Consider the following 18,554-nt stretch of genomic DNA (forward strand, 5'->3'; position numbering starts at 1 on the left):
TATACCTGTATACATAGTAAAATATCACATATTGGAGAGAATAATGGTATTATATGTATAATATTCAGTTATTAGAAAGGGGATTCACTGATTAATGATTATTGCTTAAAGAGTTTTCGTAAGTTTTTAGGATAGTTCTCTATATTAAAATTCCGTGATTAGTCAAAAAGTTGAGTACTCAAGGAGGATCTATCAAGAGGCAATGATACAGTGCCTAAAGCCATGGTATACCGATGATTGTCATAAATGCAGATCGGAATTTAACAGATGCATGTTAATCTATCTATCATCATTAAATTAAGGGAATACTTAAAACATTATTATTAAAAACCATCACGTGTCATACATATTTCCAAGCAGGGAATGGTGTGATGCGCTATGCTCAAGTCTTAATAATAATGAGGATTTCCTCAATGCAATTAATGGTTGGAAAATAGATGTATTACTTATTGGCAAGAACCTTAGTAATAATGTAATAACGTACCTACAAAAAACCTATGGAATTAATGATATTAAGTACATAGGTATACTACTTAAATTCAATAATTCGTGCAATGAAGCATCCTTTCTAATAAATCCCAACATCGATTTGTATCAATATGTCGTTATGGCAAACTATGATGTATGGCTTAAAGTACTTGAAAACCTGGGTGATCCTATAACGACAATGCTCAGTATATTTAGGAAACTGGAGGTTAAGGGCAATATGGCAACACTTGTAAGGCTTGCCGCAAACATTGTTTCACCAATGGCAAGAGTTATCATGAAGATACCGACAGAAATAATAAAATAATTTTATTTTTAATGAACTGCATTATTGTGTTACCACCACCAATGCCACCAGCGTCTTCCACCATGCCATCCTCCGTAGAACCAACCCCAACCTGGGCCCCATGGAGCAGCGGGTGGTGAGTATGGATAGCTTGTGTACCAGCTCTTGAAGCTCTTACCTAGATCTGTCAATTCCACGTACTCCTCACCACCCTCCTTGATAACTCTTATTAAACCGGCCATTTGCAGCGCACTTATTGCATAGTCAAAGGCAGCGCCATAGAGAGGTACTTTACTTCTTAATTCACTTATTTTAATCCTGTCCGTTATTTGATTCAGTATTAACCATGTACCCCATCTTGTCATACCAAACATTTTCTCACCAATATCACTTTTGATATCGAATTTAAAAACCTTACCCAACAATTATTTTCATCGGTACATAATACATATGCATACATTTAAATTAAGATGATTATCCCTTCAACCCACCAATATTGAATCCCTCAAGTAATCTACCCATTATTATATAACTGAGTATCATGACGGGTAATGCAACAACAAGTGCTGATGAGGCTAATAAGCCCCAATCAACGGCCCTACTCCTTATCGCCTCTATTGCGAATATAGTAACTGTCTGTGCACCCGTTGGTGGGAAGTTGAATTGCCATGGAGTCTCCGTGAGTATTAACGGGTAAAATAGTAATTGCCAACTTATTATGAATGAGAGTATCATAGCCATGAACCAACTACTCCTGGTTATTGGCGCTATTATCCTAAACAGAATATAGGTCGAAGACGCACCCTCAATCTCGGCCAACTCCTGATACTCATTTGGCAGGTCCCTATATATATTGAAGAGGAGCCAGGCGGATAGCGTTACCGTGAATATCGGCTCAGCAAGAATTAATGCCCACCATGTATTTAAAAACCCTGAATTCATGAATAATATGTATATTGGGAATATGAAGCTCGTTGATGGTAATGAGTATAGGTATATTGTAATGAGCAATAACCAATAAATGTTCTGCTTAGACATTATGTATGAGGCCGTACCAGCCAGCACTGCTGAGATCAATGCCACGAATGCACCAACTATAAGGTTTGTGGATATGTACGGCACAGAACTCGAAAGAGCGCTCACAAAATACTTAACAGTGGGGGCTATTGGGTAAAGTATCGGTGGTGTTATGAAGTCATATATATTAGGCCTAAAGGCAAGTATAACCATCCAATAAACTGGAAATAATAAGAAAAGGAGTATTATTATTGTCGATAGCCATAGTAATGAATCATAAACCTTATCCGGAATTTTAACAACAGGAAGCCTGACATAAAACCCACTACTACGCATAACATATAGTAATGCAGCAGCTGGTAAGGTAGCCATTGCAGCAAGCAATGCAGCTGCGGCTTCACCGCCAGAGAAATTTCCAATGAAATATAACAGGTCAAATATAAGTAGGGGTAGTGTGGTTGATGAATAGCCAGGTCCCCCTTCAGTCAATACGTATGGTATATCGAAATTACCTAATTGGAGCACGAAAATGACCAAAAATGCTGTAAGCAGTATTTTGAATATGTAGGGTAATGCAACACCACTATAATACTGAGATATAGAGGCACCATCCACTTGGGAAACCTCCTTAAGCTCCCTACTTATTGATTTAAGACCACCAATAATCACCAAGTACGCGAAAGACGTGCTACTCCATATTCCTACGATTATTACTGCCCATATTGATAGGCCAGGTATCGTAGTCATGTTTAACATCGGTATATGAAATACCTTAAAGAGATAGTAAAATGGTCCATACATGGGGTCAAAGAGTGTGTACCATATCATTGATGATGAGATAAATGGTATTGTATATGGTATAAGTATTATTAATGACATCGGTACTTGCCACCTCATGGGCAAACTATCAACCCTAATTGCCAATATCAATGCTAATAATGTTGATATTAAGGCCGTGACAGCCGCAAATAATAGGGTATTATTAAGCGCCAGGTTAAAGGTACCCGGTGGAAAATCAAGTATCAGGCCCTTTATTGATTCTGGGTTAAAGCCAACGAAGTAGAATGTTGTTATTAATGGAATTAGGCCAAAGGCTAGTATATAAATCAGGTATGGAAATAACCATGATCTCCTCGTGATGATCACCAACGATTTACTGCGAAAATTAATTTTTAATTTTTAACATTTTAGTATAACTACGTATTAGCCTGAACAGGAGCCATACGTTTGGACCAGGGCATTTACCCAAGAGGCTGCTGCAGTGTTCATTGCCTCCTGTGCACCTATTTGACCAAGTAAGTATGAGTATACCTCCTGGTTAAAGCTTGGTATTAATTCCGTATATGTTGGCGGTATGTTTGGCGGATTTGCCCATGCATTCTGAGCAGCATTATAAACAGCATCTAGTAACTCCTTATCATGCGGACTAAGCGTGCTATTACTCAGTAACATTTGAAATGCTTCCTTTGATATGGGGAACTTATGGAAGTCTACGTACTCATGTACCTGTACTTGTGGTGATACTAGGAATGCCAGGAATTCAAGGGCTAACTGCTTATGAGTCGAGTATTTACTAACGGCCAAGAAGTTTGTACCAGTCTCAGCATAGCCACCAGGTAATGGCGCTAGGCATGTATCATTATATATATTGGATGGTAAATATGATAATTGACTAACGAATAACATAGCAGCAGGCGCATATTCGGAATATAACTCAGGTAAATTATCATAAGTTACTGGAGTAACATTTGGAGGTGGTTCGTATGACACAAGTTCTTTATAGACCTCAAGCGCCTCAATACCATCCGTCGTATTAAAGTCAGGTAATGGATACGGGCAACCAGGCGCTGGTGCTCCATAAAACAATATGTTAAAGTTCGGCAAGCCTCCTATCCTTCCCTTATTGAGATTTGGGTCATTCATATACCACCAACCAAATATTGCCGGATACGCATCTATTATACCATGAGATACGTGATCATCTACCAAAACACCGTACTTAGTAATTCCATTACTCACAAGAAACTGATCAACATCAAGCACTGTTGTCCAGTTCTGCCACGTTAATGGATTAAACTCAACACCATACTCATTATAGAATTCCTGGGCCAGTGTCTGATTGTTAAATATTGAACATCTATACGCTAGCATGTAGGTTACTGTCTCATAGGCTATACCGATATACTCAATCTGACCGGTCGTTGTATTATAGAATTCACCGCCAAAGGCCTCCTGAGGAGCCATTAAGTCACTTTCATTAAATAGCGTGTTCATGTATTGATTAAGTGGAAGTACATAAGGTACAAATCTTAATGATGATGTTGATGTGAATTCAATAATATCATACTCAGTAGAATGAGCCTCGAGAGCCGTTAATTCATTCGTAACATACTGACTAAATGGATATGTTATAACTTCAACATAAACATTTGGATGTTCCTCATGGAATAATTGACCTGCGAATTGTATGAAATTAGCCGTAGTTCCTGAGTAGGCAACAACAACTATGGTTACAGGCTTAGGTGCGGTTACTGTCTTAACGTAATAATAAGCACCAACTGCAATTATTATCACAATTATGATACTAATTATCACCCAAACAGTGCGTGAGATACCCCTTCTCACATTGATTTAATCACTACCTTAATTATTAAGCATTTCCTTGAATCAATAAAGTTGCTATATATTAGTATAATATTAATGCATCACTTCAGTTTCTGTATATCAATTGGTGTGCACGGTACAGGTATTACTATGTTAATACCCTGGGTACCACTTAATATAGGGGATTCCACGTAATAATGCACTGGCATTAAGTACTTAACACCAGCCTCCCTAGCCACTTGAATGGCTTCACTTGTTGTTGAATGACCATGCAAATGAGACGCCTCTTCAGTACCTGGATTTCCCGAGACCTCATGTATAAGTAATGTACAATCCCTAGATAAATTCACAATACTTTTAGACGGCCTTGTATCACCACTATACGCTATACATGAACCATCAGAATCCTCAATTCTATACGCAAGTGCTGGTACTGTGTGATCAGCAGAGACAGCAGTTACTCTATAATCACGTCCTATTACCACCGTTGAAGGCTCTGGACTTGGGTCTATTGAATGAAAATCTACTGCAGATAGATACTGCGGTATACCCAACGCATTAAAGAGTCCTTGTAAATCTACATCCCTGGGACCATAAACCCTAAGTGTTATGCCCATGGATCTTGCAAACAATGCGAGTGTTGAAAGTCCCATTATATGATCCCCATGCCTATGCGTTATGAGTATTAAATCCACCTTGTTTACATCAAAACCGCAGGTCCTTAATGCCCTGTAAGTTCCCTCACCAGTATCTATCAAAATCCTTGAGTTATTAATCTCCACGAGCAGTGATACATTGCCGAGTAATGGATTTGATACCCAACCACCAATTCCGAGTGGTATAACCCTCACAGTATGCCCTAGGTATTACAATTATTAAGGAATACTTCAATATTAATTTTACACTAAAAATGCCAATTCAAGAATCGCAAATACAGCACCTATTATTGTCCACCAAGTGAATACTAGATTTAGGGCTGCAACAACGATCCCCAATGTCCTGGTCTCTGAATCGCTTGGTCGTGATAATAACAACGCACCAGCACCTATGTTCATCATAGCAAGTGCAATTATTATTAGTGTTAATGCCCACATAATTGTCGCTGTTATGTTGGGTATTGGTACAAGCATTATCGAGACAATGCCAAAAAGAAGAGCTGGTACTAGTAGGAATGCTCCTGTGATTAGCATTAATATGCCAGCAACCCTGGGCTCGCTCATCAAGACAGGTAATGCTAATAATTTAAATACTTAATACCCATAAATCCTCTTAATCCAATCAACAATTTCCTTAACGCCAATATCAATTGCAGGCTTAATACTTCCTAAAACTTTTCTTGTACTCTCACAATCATACTGCACATTAACATACTTAAGCAATGACCTAGCACCACTGGGTAAAAATAGACCAACAAGGCCTGGCGTTAATGGTATCCTAATCCCACTGGTACCTATATACCTAGCCATTAATTCCGCAAAGTCTCCGAGACTATACATTGTGCATTCAGTTGCATAAAGGAACGTGTTCTTATACTCCTCACTAACCGCAACCTTCTCAAGTAATTGTACTAAGTAACCCACATAAATCGCACTCACCAAACCTCTAATCTGTGGTATTAATCCAATCTTTGCCAACCTATATAAGCTTAGAAACTCGTTATGATCATTATAATAACCATAAACTAATGTCGGTCTAATAATAACATAATTAAGCCCTTCATTGCTAATTTCCTTAATCGTTCTCTCACCATCACATTTGGACCTTTCATAGTCACTCCTTGGATTCACGTATGAATAATCACAATGATTAGGCTCCTCTCTTATGAATTTACCGATCTTCCCCGAGGCGGCTGATGCACTTATGTGTATTAATTTTATTGACTTATTAATGCTCAATATTGCCTTTGCGATATTACGGGGAATCTCTACATGGGCATTCCATAATTCATTCCATGAACCACCTAGTAGACCAACGGTGTTAAATATGTAGTTGGGTTTCACATCATTAATGAGCTTCAATAGGTTTTCGTAATTACTTGGATCAAGTCTATATGGCTTTATATTTAGTTTAAGCAGGTCCTTCATCATCATGGCTTTACTTCCATGAACAGATCTATATGTTATATATACATCAAAACCCTTTTCAATTAAGTACTTAGCTAAGTTCGTTGATATGAAGCCTAGTCCAATAACTAGGGCCTTTTCCACAATGTCCTATTTATGACAGTTGGTAATTAAGTCTTTCCCTAAATAGAGAAAATATCCGGTATCACTAACAAAGAAGGTTTTATAAATACTAGGTATCCGCATGTCATAATCGTATGCAGAAAGAATTGTGGGCTTCAATAAGTGAGGGTCAGAGAAGGTCTGTATTAATAAATGCGTTCCTTGGAGCGCTGCTGGGATCAATAAATGTTTCATCAGTTGTAATTGCGCTACCCGCGATACTCAGGGGTATTGGACTCAGTATTAATACGTCAATAGGCTTCATGATAATGGCATGGATAATGTTCGCATATCCATTGGTTATGGCTATAACAGTAGCTCTCATTGGTAGATTATCAGACATGTATGGTAGAGGTAGAGTATTTACAATAGGCGATGTAGTGTTTACAGTCTCATCATTGCTCCTGGGCTTAACGCCAGGCTATGGAACAATTGCAGGATTTCAGTTAGTTGCCTATAGGTTTATCCAGGGTTTGGGTGGCGCAATGATGTTCGGCAATAGCGCCGCATTAATAACTGATGTCTTTCCACCAGAACGCAGAGGTGTGGCTCAGGGCATAGTTGGTATTTCATTTAGTGCAGGTAGTGTGTTGGGTTTAGTGATTGGTGGTTTATTAGCCACAATAAATTGGAGGTGGGTATTCCTATTCAATGCGCCGATAGGCATTGTAAGCATTATATGGGCATATAAAAGTGTGTACAAGTTACCCGCAGGCTTCACTAGGACTAAGATTGACTGGATCGGTGCATCATTACTAACACTGTCATTAGTATTACTGCTTATGGGATTAATGCTGTCAATGACGCCTTATGAAAATTCATCACTTGGATGGGGTAATCCAATGGTCTGGACATTACTAGGCACTGGTGGTGCCTTATTCATAGTATTATTCATCATTGAAGCCAGGATTACTGAGCCAATGCTTAGGGTTAAATTATTCAGGATTAGGCAGTTCACATACGGCGTAGTGAGCAGTTTATTCCTATTCCTAGCTCAGGGAGCCAACGTATTCGTACTATCACTACTCTTGCAGGCAATTTACCTACCACTCCATGGAATACCCTATGCAGATACACCATTGTGGGCTGGCATATACCTAATACCCAGTAGTGTAGCTAATGCAATCTTTGCCCCAATAGGTGGTAAATTATTGAATAAATTTGGTGCTAGGGTCGTATCTACACTGGGTGCGGTAATCCTCGCTGTCAGCTTTGAATTACTAACACTACTGCCAATAACGAACTTCAGCTATGTCTGGTTCGCAGTGATACTATTCATAATGGGTACAGGTTCAGGTTTATTCCAATCACCAAACCTAGTATCAATACTGAGCGCCGTGCCACCAACAGAGAGGTCAGCTGCGTCAGGTCTAAGGTCAGCAATGCAGAACATAGGTCTACTAATGAGCTTCGCAATATTCCTAACCCTAGTATTAACTGGTGCATCATCAACATTAGTTAGGTCAATATATAATGCATTAGTGAGTGCTGGCGTACCAGTAAGTGACGCAGTTAGGCTCACATCAATACCACCAGTTTATGCCCTATTCGCTGCATTTCTGGGTTATGACCCAATAAGGACCATGATAACACAGGCCAGTATTTCACTACCAGCCAATGTACTCAGTAGCATAGATCAATTATCGTTCTTTCCAAGTGCCATAGCACCAGCAATGGCTGTAGGATTCTATTACGCATACCATGCAGCGGCAATATTGGCTGTTATAGCGGCAGTATTCTCATACCTAAGAGGTAGGGAGGTATTTCACCATAATACTGTGGAGACTACACAAGTAGCAGCTATAACTAATGTGCCTGAGGGTATTAATGATCCTGATCCCAACTACAACAACAATGGTAATCCAAACATTGACATAAAGTCTGACCCAGTACTACGTAAGGCCTATGCAGCATACCTACTAATGAACACTGAACTGGGCGAGACAGTACTAAGTAACATAACTAGTAAGGATTTAATCTATGCAATAGCCATTACATCAAAGTTACCGAATTGGTTCATCGAATTCATAAACAATATCAATGAATACAACATAAATATGTCAGTGATAGAGTCATTAACGAAATACGTAAATGTACCGAATTGGTTAATGGAAGTTATTAATGGTTGGTTAAAAATTAATTCATTAAATTCAAACAATAAATAAAATTTTTACTCATTTTCAATTTTAACGTTTTAAATACATCATTTAACTAAAAAAGAATTCATAGGCGCAATGTATATGCTTTATTACCGCTCCAAACTATCGCTTTACCATCCCTTAGATACTCAATTACCGTATATCCCTTATAGATTCTCTTCTCATTATTTACTTGCTTATTTTGCGATCTTTCTTTAACCATGAACATTTTCTTATCACCGAATCAATCAATGCCTCTTCTGTTAATAAATTTATATAGTGAACTGAGTTTAATCAATATATTAGCTCTTAATTACTATATAATCTATATAGTATTTAAAGAGCTAGGATAAGTTTTTATTCCGTTATTTAACACATGCTTGAATGATTGAGAATAGGAAGGATGATCACATTAGGATTGCCTCAGAGCAAAATGTGGAGGAGGGTAACAACCTATTTAATGAAGTGCATTTTATTCATATTGCGTTACCTGAGATTGACTTTGACGAGGTTAATACTTCAATTACTATATTCAACAAGAAATTATCCTTTCCCTTCATTATTGGTGCAATGACTGGCGGTACAGAAACTGCTGAAAAAATAAACACCACACTTGCCAAGTGTGCTGAGGAGTTTAATATTGGCATGTATGTCGGTTCCCAAAGAATTGCTATTGTTAAGCCAGAAACCGCTAGGAGCTTTAGGATTGTTGCTGAAAATGCACCAACTGCCCTTAAAATAGCAAATCTAGGAGCTCCACAGGTCTCTAGGCTTGATGAGAAGATACTCGTTGATTGGGTTTCCCAGGCCATAGACATGATTAATGCCGACGCAATAGCCATCCACCTAAACCCAGCACAGGAGGTTTTTCAGCCTGAGGGTGAGCCTTGGTTTAGGGGTGTTATTGATAAGCTTAGATTCATTAAGAAGATAGCCAATAGACCATTGATAGTTAAGGAGGTTGGTAATGGAATATCCATGGAGGTTGCTAGAATCCTTGCCTCAAGGGTTAATCCAGATGCCATTGACGTGGCGGGTATTGGCGGTACATCATTCATAAGGATAGAGAGCATAAGAGCCGGGGCGATTGATGAGGCCAATGTATTCAGTGGTTGGGGTATACCAACGGCAATAGCCATATGCGAGGTTAGGAACGTTTATGATGGGGTAATAATAGCGTCTGGTGGTATTAGGAGTGGCCTTGATGGAGCTAAGGCAATGGCTATTGGTGCAAATGCATTCTCAATGTCGAGACCACTCCTATTAGCTGCACTTAAGGGATTTGATGAAACAAAGAAGTTCATAGGTAAATTACTCAGGGAGTTTAAGATAGCAATGTTTCTCACAGGATCGAGAAATGTCAATGAACTTAACAATGCGCCTGTGGTTTTTGGTCAAACAATAATTTCCTGGCTAGGTCAGAGAAATGTTTCATGTAAGCACGTAAGTGCTAGTAAGTAATATAATCAACATGGCGATTAAGAATTAACATAAGCATTTTATAGCCGTGAATTAATTATATAATGGGATTATGGCGCTTCAGGGAGTTTCATGTCCAAAATGCGGTTCAAGGAGAATAACAATTGTTGTTTCAGATATACTGACATTTAAATGCATTGATTGTGGTTATACCTGGTCACCAAACCTACCAGCTCAGGGCTTAGTACATACTAAGGTGGGTGATATTCATTGGACTGAGATTAAGAAGATTATGGAGGATGCCATGAACTACGTCATTAAGATACTTAGCGAGAATGTTATTAGTTGTAATGACATTATTAATAAGGTGCAGGAGAAGTATGGGAATTACCTAACTTCACGCGAGATCCTTAGGACCATAATAAATGGCATTAAGAGATACCTCGAGGAGATCAGGTACAAGGACCAAAATAAGTACTCAACCCTTAGCGCAGAGCTTAATAGGTGCAGAGAATTAATTAGTACGAAGGATTAATTTACTCAGATGGCATTGCGCTTGACCTCTTATTCTTAAGTCTGGTCTTCTTTGAGTACCCTGAGGCCCAAACTCTCCTACTCCTTGGAACTATCTGTGGACATCTCCTACCCGTACATCTTGGTGCTATGAAACCAATCTTCTGACCAGGTGGTGCAGTCCTTGAAACAGGTGTCCCACCCTTCTGATGGCTACCACCGCCATGCGGATGCGCATATGGATTCATAGCCTTACCTCTAACTAATGGATACTTCCAAGACTTGGCAAGGGCCTTATAGTACTTGACGCCGGCCTTAAGCATGGGTTTCTCAATCCTACCGCCACCAGCCACAATACCGACGGTAGCCCTAGCCCTTGAATCAATCTCCATAACCTTACCACTGGGTAACTGAACGACTGTCGTTTCACCCTTATGTATCAGAACGACTGCATAGGTCCCGCTGGATCTAACGAATTTACCACCATCATTAGGCCTTTTCTCAATGTTATATATCATGGAACCCTCAGGAATCCTACTAAGTGGTAATATATTACCTGGCATTGGCCTTGCTGATGCGCCAATCTCAATTATTTGACCGATATACATGCCCTCAGCCGCGTAGTTCAAGAACTCCCTACCATCTTCAAGCGCTATCCTAGCCACAGGTGCATTAAGACCCGGCACATGCATCAACTCCTTAACAACACCCCTAACAACGCCATTAAGCTCAGTCTCACCCATTGACAGGTACTTAACGGGACCCTCCCTAATCCAGCTAGGGCTTCTGAACTGCGAACCACCTCTCCCTCGTCTCTGCACTAGTATTTTCTTGCCCACGATTAATCCCGTTAATGGTGATGGATAGTGGGTTTTTAAATATTTACATTGATGGGTTATGCATAGTGAAGGAAATGAAGAATCAGGAAAAGGTAGTAATCGTTAAGAGGATAGGGTCTGATGAGTACAGCCTTGTTAAGATTGATAATGGAGATTTACATGAACTCGAGGATAGAGGTATTGGTGAGGTAAAAAATGATACCTTCGTTCTAAAGCCTATAGAGCTCATATACCTATCCATAATTGGGTACAGGGTGATGATTAATGACAATGAGGTGGGTGTGGATGAGTTAATAAGGGAGGCGAAGAATCCGCATGCCTTAACGGTGTACCTGGATATGAGGAAGAGGGGTTACTTCATAAAACCCGTGGTTAATGGACCGGTGGATTTCCTGGTATGGGATAAGGGTAAGAGCCCGGTGAGTTCGAGTCCCAGGTACATGATTAAGATAGTCACTGAGGGGTTGGGTATACAGGTAATGGAATTACTAAATGTGCTAAAGTACAGTGAGAGTATGGGTGCGCAGTTAGTCCTTGCACTCGTGAGCTCCGAGGGGGTTATCACTTATTATAAGGCATTCACATTTAAGCCTGTTAAGGGTGGTTAATTCATGGTCACGATTAAGGACATAGAGCAGGTATTAACTATGGTTAGAAACAAGGGACTCAGGGTCATCATTAGGCTGAGAAAGTCGAGGAACATGATCGCCCTTGAGAGGGAGATTAGGGCCTTGAGCCCCGAGGGTAATTACGTGGCCTGGGCCTCGGCATTTCCAGCACCGCCTCATCAAATAATTGATGCGTATGGGATAGCCTCAATAGAGATTTACTGCAGGAATGAATTAATTAAGCAGTTAAGTGATTGGAGAGAACTTGTCAAGGAGCTCCAGATACTAAACGAGTGCCATTAACCACTCTCTACGTCGTACTCCCTATTGCCTATTCTCAACTTAATGACAACACCACCCTCGCCCCTGCTCTCTACCGTACCGTCATCAAGCACTACCTCATCTCCGCCACTAACCCTCATATTAATCCTAAACAGCCTAGCGCCAATTTGTGCAAGGTCCTTATAGCGGGATGTGCATACGTTGACGCTTATCCAGGGCCACCTCCTCCTAATCTCAGTGGCTATTTTAATGCCGGCATCAATACTGCCTATGACACTACCGTCGGGCCCCGGTTTATAGCCCATGCTTATTAAATTATTTATGTTTGCGGGGCTTACGTCAAGTTCATTTATGTTCACAAAGCTTATCAAGCCATTATTAATGAGTAATTCGGCAACCTTAACAATATCATTCTCGAACCGGGGCAGGGCAGGCACCTCAAGACCAAGCTCAATGCCCGCGTCCTTTAACATCTTGAGTAAACCAAGCTTACCGCTTAACTGAGCTGGGTTTACTGCGTGTATTCTAACCTCATCAATACCGCTGCCAGCCAATTTCTTAATGGCATCCTCATTAATATTGAGGACGTGGGTATACATGTGTATATGGAAGTCCCGTCCATACGTATCCTTGAGTAGTCTCACCAGTTCAACGACCCTATCAACAACCATTATTGGGTCACCACCAGTGATGGCGAGACCATTAGACCCAGCCCTATCCAGCTCATCAATTATGTCGTCCGGGAACTTGCTGACCGGCCTATCATTGATGAACATCACGTCCTTACCAAACCTATCCCTACTGACCGGGCAATAGAAGCAGTTCAGTGGGCATATTCCCGTTATGAAGAGCACACTCTTAATACCCAGTTGGCACTGCCTACATCCCCTTGCAAACTCTCCAAACACTATATTGAGTCGTTTCATCGCTCAGGAGGCTATAGTGTACCCCCTTATAAATGCATGTGCGTTAAGCATTTTAATGAATTTAAAGACGCAGCAATACGATGTATAGGTTTAGAAATACATTAATAGTGTTTTTAATATCCACGGCATTCACAATACCCATATTCATAGCCATGGACATAAACCAAACCGCCTATGAAGCAATAGTTGCATTATTGGGCAGCACATGGCCTCCAATAACGCCCTGGGGCTTTGTAACCGCAATTTTCGCTCACCCTACGGTTGAGGATTACGTATTCGACATGCTAACCCTATGGATGATAGGTCCATACTTCGAAACCATGTTTGGAACGAGAAACTTCTGGCTCACCTTCATGCTTAGCGGTATAGCTTCCGCGCTCTCGCCAATACTCTACTACACAATGGGAACTCCAGTCCTCGTTGGCGGCTCATCGGGCGCGTTATTCGGGATAATCGGCTTCATAATAGCTACGCCGCACAGGGGCGTAATACTGGCGAATCCAATAAACATAATAGCAATAATATTCCTACTATCACCACTGGCCTTCGCCTTCGGCATAGCCTACCTAGGTCACCTACTCGGCTTTATTGTGGGAATCATAATTGGATATCTGGATATAAAAAGACGAAAAATGCAGTACTTTACTTTTTAATAATTTTATTTAATAAAAAGTAAATTAATGAGAAACGCAAACGATATCATAAGTACTTTATTAATTAAACAGTAGAGATTACTTAGGAGATTATTATGGCATCTGAAGTTTCAAATGCAATAATGATTTATTACGGCAGATGTAAATCGGGTAAGAAATGCATACCCATTAAACCTGTGACCGATTTTGAGAAAAGACAGAAAGTTATTGAATTACTAAATGAAGCTATTAATCGGATCGAAGAGTGGAATATTTGGAGTACTCGATGGATAGATGAAATGTATGCAAAAATCGCGGAAAAAAATAATGGAAACATTTAAACGATTTGAGGATAATGATGAATATTCTAAGAAAATTATTGATGTTATTAACGAGATATCTAGATTTTTGTTAAATTACTTAGGGGATAAATTTAAAGAGTATTGGTTTAGTAGCGTAAGTAATGAAATTAAGGAATTGATCGATAGTTTAACAAATAATAAATCAAAGATATTGATAAACGAGACAGGGAAGTCCTTAATGGTACATGTATATGGGAATAGGATCGGGCTCAACGTTAATAAGATCTTTCCAAGTGGTAGTATAGTTGTTCAATTAATGATAAAGGGTTTAAGCGGTTTTTATATCGATATTCCTGATGTATTCAGGAAATTAATGGGCAAGAAGGAGTATAGAAAATTCGTAGAGAAAGTCCTTATTCCAATGAGACTTGGCTGGGCGGCCACTGATGAAAGTAAGCGTGAGGATAATAAACCAGCGATAGCTACAACACAGCTGTGGCAGGTATTACTATGGCTTTTGCTATATCCAGGTAGGGTTTATGTAATTACGCCTATCATTAATGTAAATAAAAGTAACATAACAATGGTATGGCAGTTAAGAGCTCATGATCACAAGTCGCTCAAACTTACTGCCTTAAATAATGCTATTAGGCTTGATAATGTAGCATTTTTAATTTTTATACTAGCCGTAATTCTTGGCGATGGTGATGTTACCATTGAACCTCTTAATAATAGTGTTAAACCAATGATAAGACTTGCCATTAGCTCTATCAGGTTTGAGAATTGGAGATTGATTCTTGATAGACTTAAAACCATGAGTATCGAATGGAGTAAGATTGAGAGCAGTGGTAAGATTGATGTCGTAATTAGTACTAATTATGCCATTGATTTAGCTAAGCTAATAATTGGTGCTTTACCGCTATTAATGAGAGCTTTTCTCGATATTTTAGAGAATTTGGGGCTTGAGAAATGGAGCAACTTAAAGCTAATTGCTAATATGAAATTAAATCGTCGAAAGGGTAATGCGCAAATTGAGATTGCTGGTATAAAATTTACAGTACGTGTTACGAGATCCGCAGTTGAACTGCAGGTTTTAAGAAAGAATGAAACTGAAGCAGATGAAATTATTAAACAAGTAAAGAACGTGTATGGTAAGGACTTCGATATTAGAAAAAGAAAATACGATAACAAAATAAAAATTATAATTCCATGGGTTGAAATATTAAAGCATGATGATATCAAGGCTAAGGTCGTGGCTAAACTTTATGAAATGTTAAATCGAATTAAAGACGATAAAGGAAGAAAATGGATAATTAAGAACATACGAAAACTCACTATGAATAAATCATGACATAGATAGATAGTAAGTAAAACTCTATGCATTCACCTAACGGAAAGCATTACGGCATTGTCTTACTTGCATCAAATCTTAATTCATGAATATCATTTATAAATTATCAATCGTGTTTAATGTAACGGCATACATAACGCCACTGGCACCACCAACCTCATACCCATACCCAGCCGCGTATATTCAGTACGCCACGGTGAACCTAGGAATGAACGCTCATGAGCACTATTCATTGCCAGGAATGGACTATAAGACTGACGTACTCGAGTCCCTCAATTCCTACGGATTCATGAACCTAACACTAGAAATCATTAATCCATACGGTGGTGCCGTAGTCACTGGAATATCCGGCAATTACGCGAGAACTAGTAAAGACTTGACGGCAGTACATACCTACTCGTACCCAACAGGAATACCTGGCTACCTGGAGAAGTTCGGTGCATTGGCAATATCGCCAAACGCCACAGGCCTAATTGGCTATTACCAATACGTAATGCTGAGACTGATGAGAATAGGCAGTGGCTAATGAATTAGTTAGGGCTCTCGAATCTCAAAATCACCAGGGAATAAAATAATTCCAATTTGAAACCTGGTTAATTAACATATATAAAGACATTGTTGTATGAGTATGATGGAGTATGAATAGGACATTGGCCATTATGATCATGTTAGTTGCGATATTGACAGTAATACTGATTATGCTCATGCTCATTTATGGTATACCCGTAAAAACACTAAAATTGCTCTTTATTGCCTTATTACCAGAAATAGAACGAATATACATACCTACCACATGTCCCTATTACAATGGTTATTGGTTCACAAACAATTATAACATTGCCATGATATTGAGACTAGGAAACAACTCAATAACTGTTGGTAAGAACTCGATTATATACATAGGTATTGATTACTCCTCTAAAGATACGTACATTTTCATAATAAATAAGCCAAGAGGGATATTAATATTCACGTACTTCCCAGGAATACCCTCACCAATCATAATGCCCAATGCCAGTGGCACTATAAAAATTATGATCACAAACTCAACCCTATACCTAACAGTAAATTCAAGCAAACCATTGAAACTCAACTCCTACCCGCCATACTCATTGGGTAATTACGCAAATATACACATAGACTCTCTAGCATGCGTACCGGCGCATAATGTGTATGATAGGTATGTATATGTCTACGTATTCTTCATAGAACAACCACTAGGTTGGAACCCAACATTAGGTATATACCTTATGTCGAACTGCACACTTTACGAACTAAGCAATTGCAACTATCACAGCGAGACTGTCTACATATACTTCAGTAGGAGTAGTTAAGGTCATTCGTGACCCCATCATCACCAGCTCAGTGGCGGCACAACCTAATCATCCTTATAATATAATAAGTATTATGATGAGTACTTAACCCTTACCAATGATTAGTTCTCAATGTTATTTAATCAATTCAGCCCTCCAGGTGATCATCACCGATCTGGTGTCCCGACAGCCATCATCATACGAGATTACTTGGGCAATCAACCTTTAAACCTTTAATTACGTCACTTCAACTCTGTTGGTTCTGCGAGATTGCTCTTAACTTAATGCTTCTTACCTCCCTCATTAATGTTATAAACAGGAATATGATTATAGTCATGAAAAACAGCATTATTGCAAATAACGACGCAAAAATATGTACATTACTTAAACCTGCCAAACCTAGGAATAGAGTTAAAATATCGATTATGAAGAATAAAATGAATATTAATCTTAGTGTAACTAACCTCTCGATTTGTTCAACCTGGGTCGAAATTGACCAGTGAAGTATGACGAACATAAGCATCAAAGTCACTATTACGCCAGAAGATACCTGTGCGTACATTCTCTCGGCTATGATACCAACACCGATGAAAAATCCAGTAATAGCTGATTGTATGAGCAGCGGTACCAGGAAGTAATTTCCGAATAATTTCGTAAGGGTCTTATCATCACCTTTAATAACCGAGCTCCTAATGGCTATGATCCACAGTAGTATACTGATGAAGATGAGAATTAACGAGAGGGCTTGAACATACGTAAATGATGAAGTTACGTACAGAACTGCGAAAAGGACAAACTGTATTATCGTGATTAAGTATATGGTATAGAACATGGGAGCCGCCGTATTAAGATCCTCCTTAGACATTAAATCTCTGTAAGTCTTTATTAGGTCGGTATATTTTAACTTATTGTGGGTGTTTTCGTTGGTACAAGCGGCTGGCTGTATGATTGGAACCCTGAGTCGTCCTTTGATTGGTACGTTCGTAATTCAGGGTTGAATGCCGTTGAGCTTAACGCTTCCTTCTATAGATTCCCATTTAGGAATCAGGTGGTTTCCTGGGCTAAGAAGGGCTCTGGGCTTAGGTGGGCTGTTAAGGTTCATAGATACATAACCCACGTTAAGAGGCTCAGGGAGGACGCATTAGATACTTGGCGTAGATTTAGGGACCTATTTACGCCGCTTGATCCATACATTGATTTTTACTTATTTCAAATGCCACCCAGTTTTGCTTTTAAGGACGAGAATATTGATAGGATTAGAATTTTCGCTAAGGAGAGCGGTCTTGGCAAAAAATTTGCAATTGAATTTAGACATCCATCGTGGTTTAATGAGGGTGTTCTTGACGTATTTAGGGGTTTAGGAATTACCATTGTTTCTGTCGATGAACCTGGCGTAACATGGATAGTGAGTAGTAATGACACTGTCTATTTGAGACTTCATGGTAGGACTGATTGGTATTGGTATGACTATAGTGAGGAGGAGCTAAGGGATCTTGCCGGTAAGGTCTTGATTCTAAACCCTGTGGATATCTACGTATTCTTTAACAATGACCATTGGATGCTTGAGAACGCGAGGAGAATGCTCGCAATTTTGGGGGAATTAACTATGTAGA

The 18,554-nt window shown here is 39.4% G+C and carries 22 protein-coding genes; 12 read left to right on the forward strand and 10 right to left on the reverse strand.

Translation table 11 applies throughout. From position 1 onward, the window contains the following. Positions 1-337 precede the first annotated feature (337 nt). On the forward strand, positions 338-793 hold the full coding sequence (locus VMUT_RS11440; protein ID WP_013605571.1) for a hypothetical protein: 456 nt from the start codon (positions 338-340) through the stop codon (positions 791-793). Positions 794-822: 29 nt separating this feature from the next. On the opposite strand, the gene VMUT_RS11445 is transcribed toward VMUT_RS11440, so the two are convergent. From VMUT_RS11445 to VMUT_RS11470, 6 genes are all read right to left on the reverse strand, one after another. Then, a complete protein-coding gene (locus VMUT_RS11445; protein WP_048057061.1) occupies positions 823-1,146 on the reverse strand; it encodes a hypothetical protein in 324 nt (107 codons plus the stop codon). A 100-nt stretch (positions 1,147-1,246) separates the two neighbouring features. After that, positions 1,247-2,935 (reverse strand): ABC transporter permease, encoded by a 1,689-nt coding sequence (locus tag VMUT_RS11450; RefSeq protein WP_013605573.1) that lies wholly within the window; start codon positions 2,933-2,935, stop codon positions 1,247-1,249. Between the two features lie 57 nt (positions 2,936-2,992). Beyond that, the gene (locus VMUT_RS11455; RefSeq protein ID WP_148224773.1) at positions 2,993-4,414 is read right to left on the reverse strand and encodes an ABC transporter substrate-binding protein; all 1,422 of its coding nucleotides are present in this window, start codon (positions 4,412-4,414) and stop codon (positions 2,993-2,995) included. An 80-nt stretch (positions 4,415-4,494) separates the two neighbouring features. Continuing rightward, positions 4,495-5,244, reverse strand: coding sequence for an MBL fold metallo-hydrolase (locus tag VMUT_RS11460; protein ID WP_013605575.1), 750 nt, complete (start codon positions 5,242-5,244; stop codon positions 4,495-4,497). Positions 5,245-5,292: 48 nt separating this feature from the next. Beyond that, entirely contained in the window at positions 5,293-5,613 is a 321-nt protein-coding gene (locus VMUT_RS11465) for a hypothetical protein (RefSeq protein ID WP_013605576.1), read from the reverse strand. A 30-nt stretch (positions 5,614-5,643) separates the two neighbouring features. After that, positions 5,644-6,600, reverse strand: coding sequence for an NAD-dependent epimerase/dehydratase family protein (locus VMUT_RS11470; RefSeq protein WP_013605577.1), 957 nt, complete (start codon positions 6,598-6,600; stop codon positions 5,644-5,646). 113 nt (positions 6,601-6,713) lie between these two features. Here VMUT_RS11470 and VMUT_RS11475 point away from each other — a divergent pair, with 113 nt between their 5' ends. Further along, positions 6,714-8,783, forward strand: a complete 2,070-nt coding sequence (locus VMUT_RS11475) for an MFS transporter (protein WP_048057062.1) — start codon at positions 6,714-6,716, stop codon at positions 8,781-8,783. A gap of 58 nt (positions 8,784-8,841) precedes the next feature. On the opposite strand, the gene VMUT_RS12960 is transcribed toward VMUT_RS11475, so the two are convergent. After that, positions 8,842-8,985 carry a hypothetical protein gene (locus VMUT_RS12960; protein ID WP_013605579.1) on the reverse strand — a complete coding sequence of 48 codons (144 nt, stop codon included), beginning with the start codon at positions 8,983-8,985 and terminating at the stop codon, positions 8,842-8,844. Between the two features lie 155 nt (positions 8,986-9,140). Between VMUT_RS12960 and fni the strand changes: the two genes are divergently transcribed. Then, entirely contained in the window at positions 9,141-10,217 is a 1,077-nt protein-coding gene (gene fni, locus VMUT_RS11480; RefSeq protein ID WP_013605580.1) for a type 2 isopentenyl-diphosphate Delta-isomerase, read from the forward strand. A 70-nt stretch (positions 10,218-10,287) separates the two neighbouring features. Next, on the forward strand, positions 10,288-10,710 hold the full coding sequence (locus VMUT_RS11485) for a zinc ribbon domain-containing protein (RefSeq protein ID WP_013605581.1): 423 nt from the start codon (positions 10,288-10,290) through the stop codon (positions 10,708-10,710). A gap of 1 nt (position 10,711) precedes the next feature. Here VMUT_RS11485 and VMUT_RS11490 read toward each other — a convergent pair whose 3' ends face one another. Beyond that, positions 10,712-11,527 carry a 50S ribosomal protein L2 gene (locus tag VMUT_RS11490; protein ID WP_013605582.1) on the reverse strand — a complete coding sequence of 272 codons (816 nt, stop codon included), beginning with the start codon at positions 11,525-11,527 and terminating at the stop codon, positions 10,712-10,714. Between the two features lie 20 nt (positions 11,528-11,547). On the opposite strand from VMUT_RS11490, the gene VMUT_RS11495 reads away from it, so the two are divergent. Both VMUT_RS11495 and VMUT_RS11500 read left to right on the forward strand, forming a co-directional pair. Continuing rightward, positions 11,548-12,135, forward strand: coding sequence for an endonuclease (locus VMUT_RS11495; protein ID WP_237699663.1), 588 nt, complete (start codon positions 11,548-11,550; stop codon positions 12,133-12,135). A gap of 3 nt (positions 12,136-12,138) precedes the next feature. Beyond that, complete coding sequence (locus tag VMUT_RS11500) at positions 12,139-12,438, forward strand: hypothetical protein (RefSeq protein WP_013605584.1); 300 nt, start codon at positions 12,139-12,141, stop codon at positions 12,436-12,438. On the opposite strand, the gene VMUT_RS11505 is transcribed toward VMUT_RS11500, so the two are convergent. Then, positions 12,435-13,343, reverse strand: a complete 909-nt coding sequence (locus VMUT_RS11505; RefSeq protein ID WP_048057063.1) for a radical SAM protein — start codon at positions 13,341-13,343, stop codon at positions 12,435-12,437. The genes VMUT_RS11500 and VMUT_RS11505 overlap by 4 nt on opposite strands. A gap of 80 nt (positions 13,344-13,423) precedes the next feature. Here VMUT_RS11505 and VMUT_RS11510 point away from each other — a divergent pair, with 80 nt between their 5' ends. The 5 genes from VMUT_RS11510 (at position 13,424) to VMUT_RS11530 (ending at position 16,962) form a co-directional block, all read left to right on the forward strand. After that, positions 13,424-13,996, forward strand: coding sequence for a rhomboid family intramembrane serine protease (locus tag VMUT_RS11510; RefSeq protein WP_013605586.1), 573 nt, complete (start codon positions 13,424-13,426; stop codon positions 13,994-13,996). Between the two features lie 95 nt (positions 13,997-14,091). Continuing rightward, complete coding sequence (locus tag VMUT_RS11515; RefSeq protein WP_048057064.1) at positions 14,092-14,316, forward strand: hypothetical protein; 225 nt, start codon at positions 14,092-14,094, stop codon at positions 14,314-14,316. Beyond that, a complete protein-coding gene (locus tag VMUT_RS11520; RefSeq protein WP_013605587.1) occupies positions 14,303-15,628 on the forward strand; it encodes a hypothetical protein in 1,326 nt (441 codons plus the stop codon). Before VMUT_RS11515 ends, VMUT_RS11520 begins: the two co-directional genes overlap by 14 nt. 112 nt (positions 15,629-15,740) lie before the next feature. Next, the gene (locus VMUT_RS11525) at positions 15,741-16,154 is read left to right on the forward strand and encodes a hypothetical protein (protein ID WP_148224774.1); all 414 of its coding nucleotides are present in this window, start codon (positions 15,741-15,743) and stop codon (positions 16,152-16,154) included. 112 nt (positions 16,155-16,266) lie between these two features. Continuing rightward, positions 16,267-16,962 (forward strand): hypothetical protein, encoded by a 696-nt coding sequence (locus VMUT_RS11530; RefSeq protein ID WP_048057065.1) that lies wholly within the window; start codon positions 16,267-16,269, stop codon positions 16,960-16,962. Between the two features lie 226 nt (positions 16,963-17,188). Here VMUT_RS11530 and VMUT_RS11535 read toward each other — a convergent pair whose 3' ends face one another. After that, positions 17,189-17,806, reverse strand: coding sequence for a hypothetical protein (locus tag VMUT_RS11535; RefSeq protein ID WP_013605590.1), 618 nt, complete (start codon positions 17,804-17,806; stop codon positions 17,189-17,191). 45 nt (positions 17,807-17,851) lie between these two features. Here VMUT_RS11535 and VMUT_RS11540 point away from each other — a divergent pair, with 45 nt between their 5' ends. Further along, positions 17,852-18,553, forward strand: coding sequence for a DUF72 domain-containing protein (locus VMUT_RS11540; protein ID WP_013605591.1), 702 nt, complete (start codon positions 17,852-17,854; stop codon positions 18,551-18,553). The last annotated feature ends 1 nt before the right edge of the window (position 18,554 follow it).

Origin of the sequence: Vulcanisaeta moutnovskia 768-28 (assembly GCF_000190315.1) — an archaeon.
Classification (GTDB): domain Archaea; phylum Thermoproteota; class Thermoprotei; order Thermoproteales; family Thermocladiaceae; genus Vulcanisaeta; species Vulcanisaeta moutnovskia.

Coding starts and splice junctions, on each gene's coding strand:
- VMUT_RS11475 (WP_048057062.1), top strand. CDS start 6,714: ATGCAGAAAGAATTGTGGGCTTCAATAAGTGAGGGTCAGAGAAGGTCT.
- VMUT_RS11465 (WP_013605576.1), bottom strand. CDS start 5,613: ATGAGCGAGCCCAGGGTTGCTGGCATATTAATGCTAATCACAGGAGCA.
- VMUT_RS11500 (WP_013605584.1), top strand. CDS start 12,139: ATGGTCACGATTAAGGACATAGAGCAGGTATTAACTATGGTTAGAAAC.
- VMUT_RS11515 (WP_048057064.1), top strand. CDS start 14,092: ATGGCATCTGAAGTTTCAAATGCAATAATGATTTATTACGGCAGATGT.
- VMUT_RS11510 (WP_013605586.1), top strand. CDS start 13,424: ATGTATAGGTTTAGAAATACATTAATAGTGTTTTTAATATCCACGGCA.
- VMUT_RS11445 (WP_048057061.1), bottom strand. CDS start 1,146: ATGTTTGGTATGACAAGATGGGGTACATGGTTAATACTGAATCAAATA.
- VMUT_RS12960 (WP_013605579.1), bottom strand. CDS start 8,985: ATGTTCATGGTTAAAGAAAGATCGCAAAATAAGCAAGTAAATAATGAG.
- VMUT_RS11505 (WP_048057063.1), bottom strand. CDS start 13,343: ATGAAACGACTCAATATAGTGTTTGGAGAGTTTGCAAGGGGATGTAGG.
- fni (WP_013605580.1), top strand. CDS start 9,141: ATGATTGAGAATAGGAAGGATGATCACATTAGGATTGCCTCAGAGCAA.
- VMUT_RS11485 (WP_013605581.1), top strand. CDS start 10,288: ATGGCGCTTCAGGGAGTTTCATGTCCAAAATGCGGTTCAAGGAGAATA.
- VMUT_RS11520 (WP_013605587.1), top strand. CDS start 14,303: ATGGAAACATTTAAACGATTTGAGGATAATGATGAATATTCTAAGAAA.
- VMUT_RS11495 (WP_237699663.1), top strand. CDS start 11,548: ATGGATAGTGGGTTTTTAAATATTTACATTGATGGGTTATGCATAGTG.
- VMUT_RS11530 (WP_048057065.1), top strand. CDS start 16,267: ATGAATAGGACATTGGCCATTATGATCATGTTAGTTGCGATATTGACA.
- VMUT_RS11535 (WP_013605590.1), bottom strand. CDS start 17,806: ATGTCTAAGGAGGATCTTAATACGGCGGCTCCCATGTTCTATACCATA.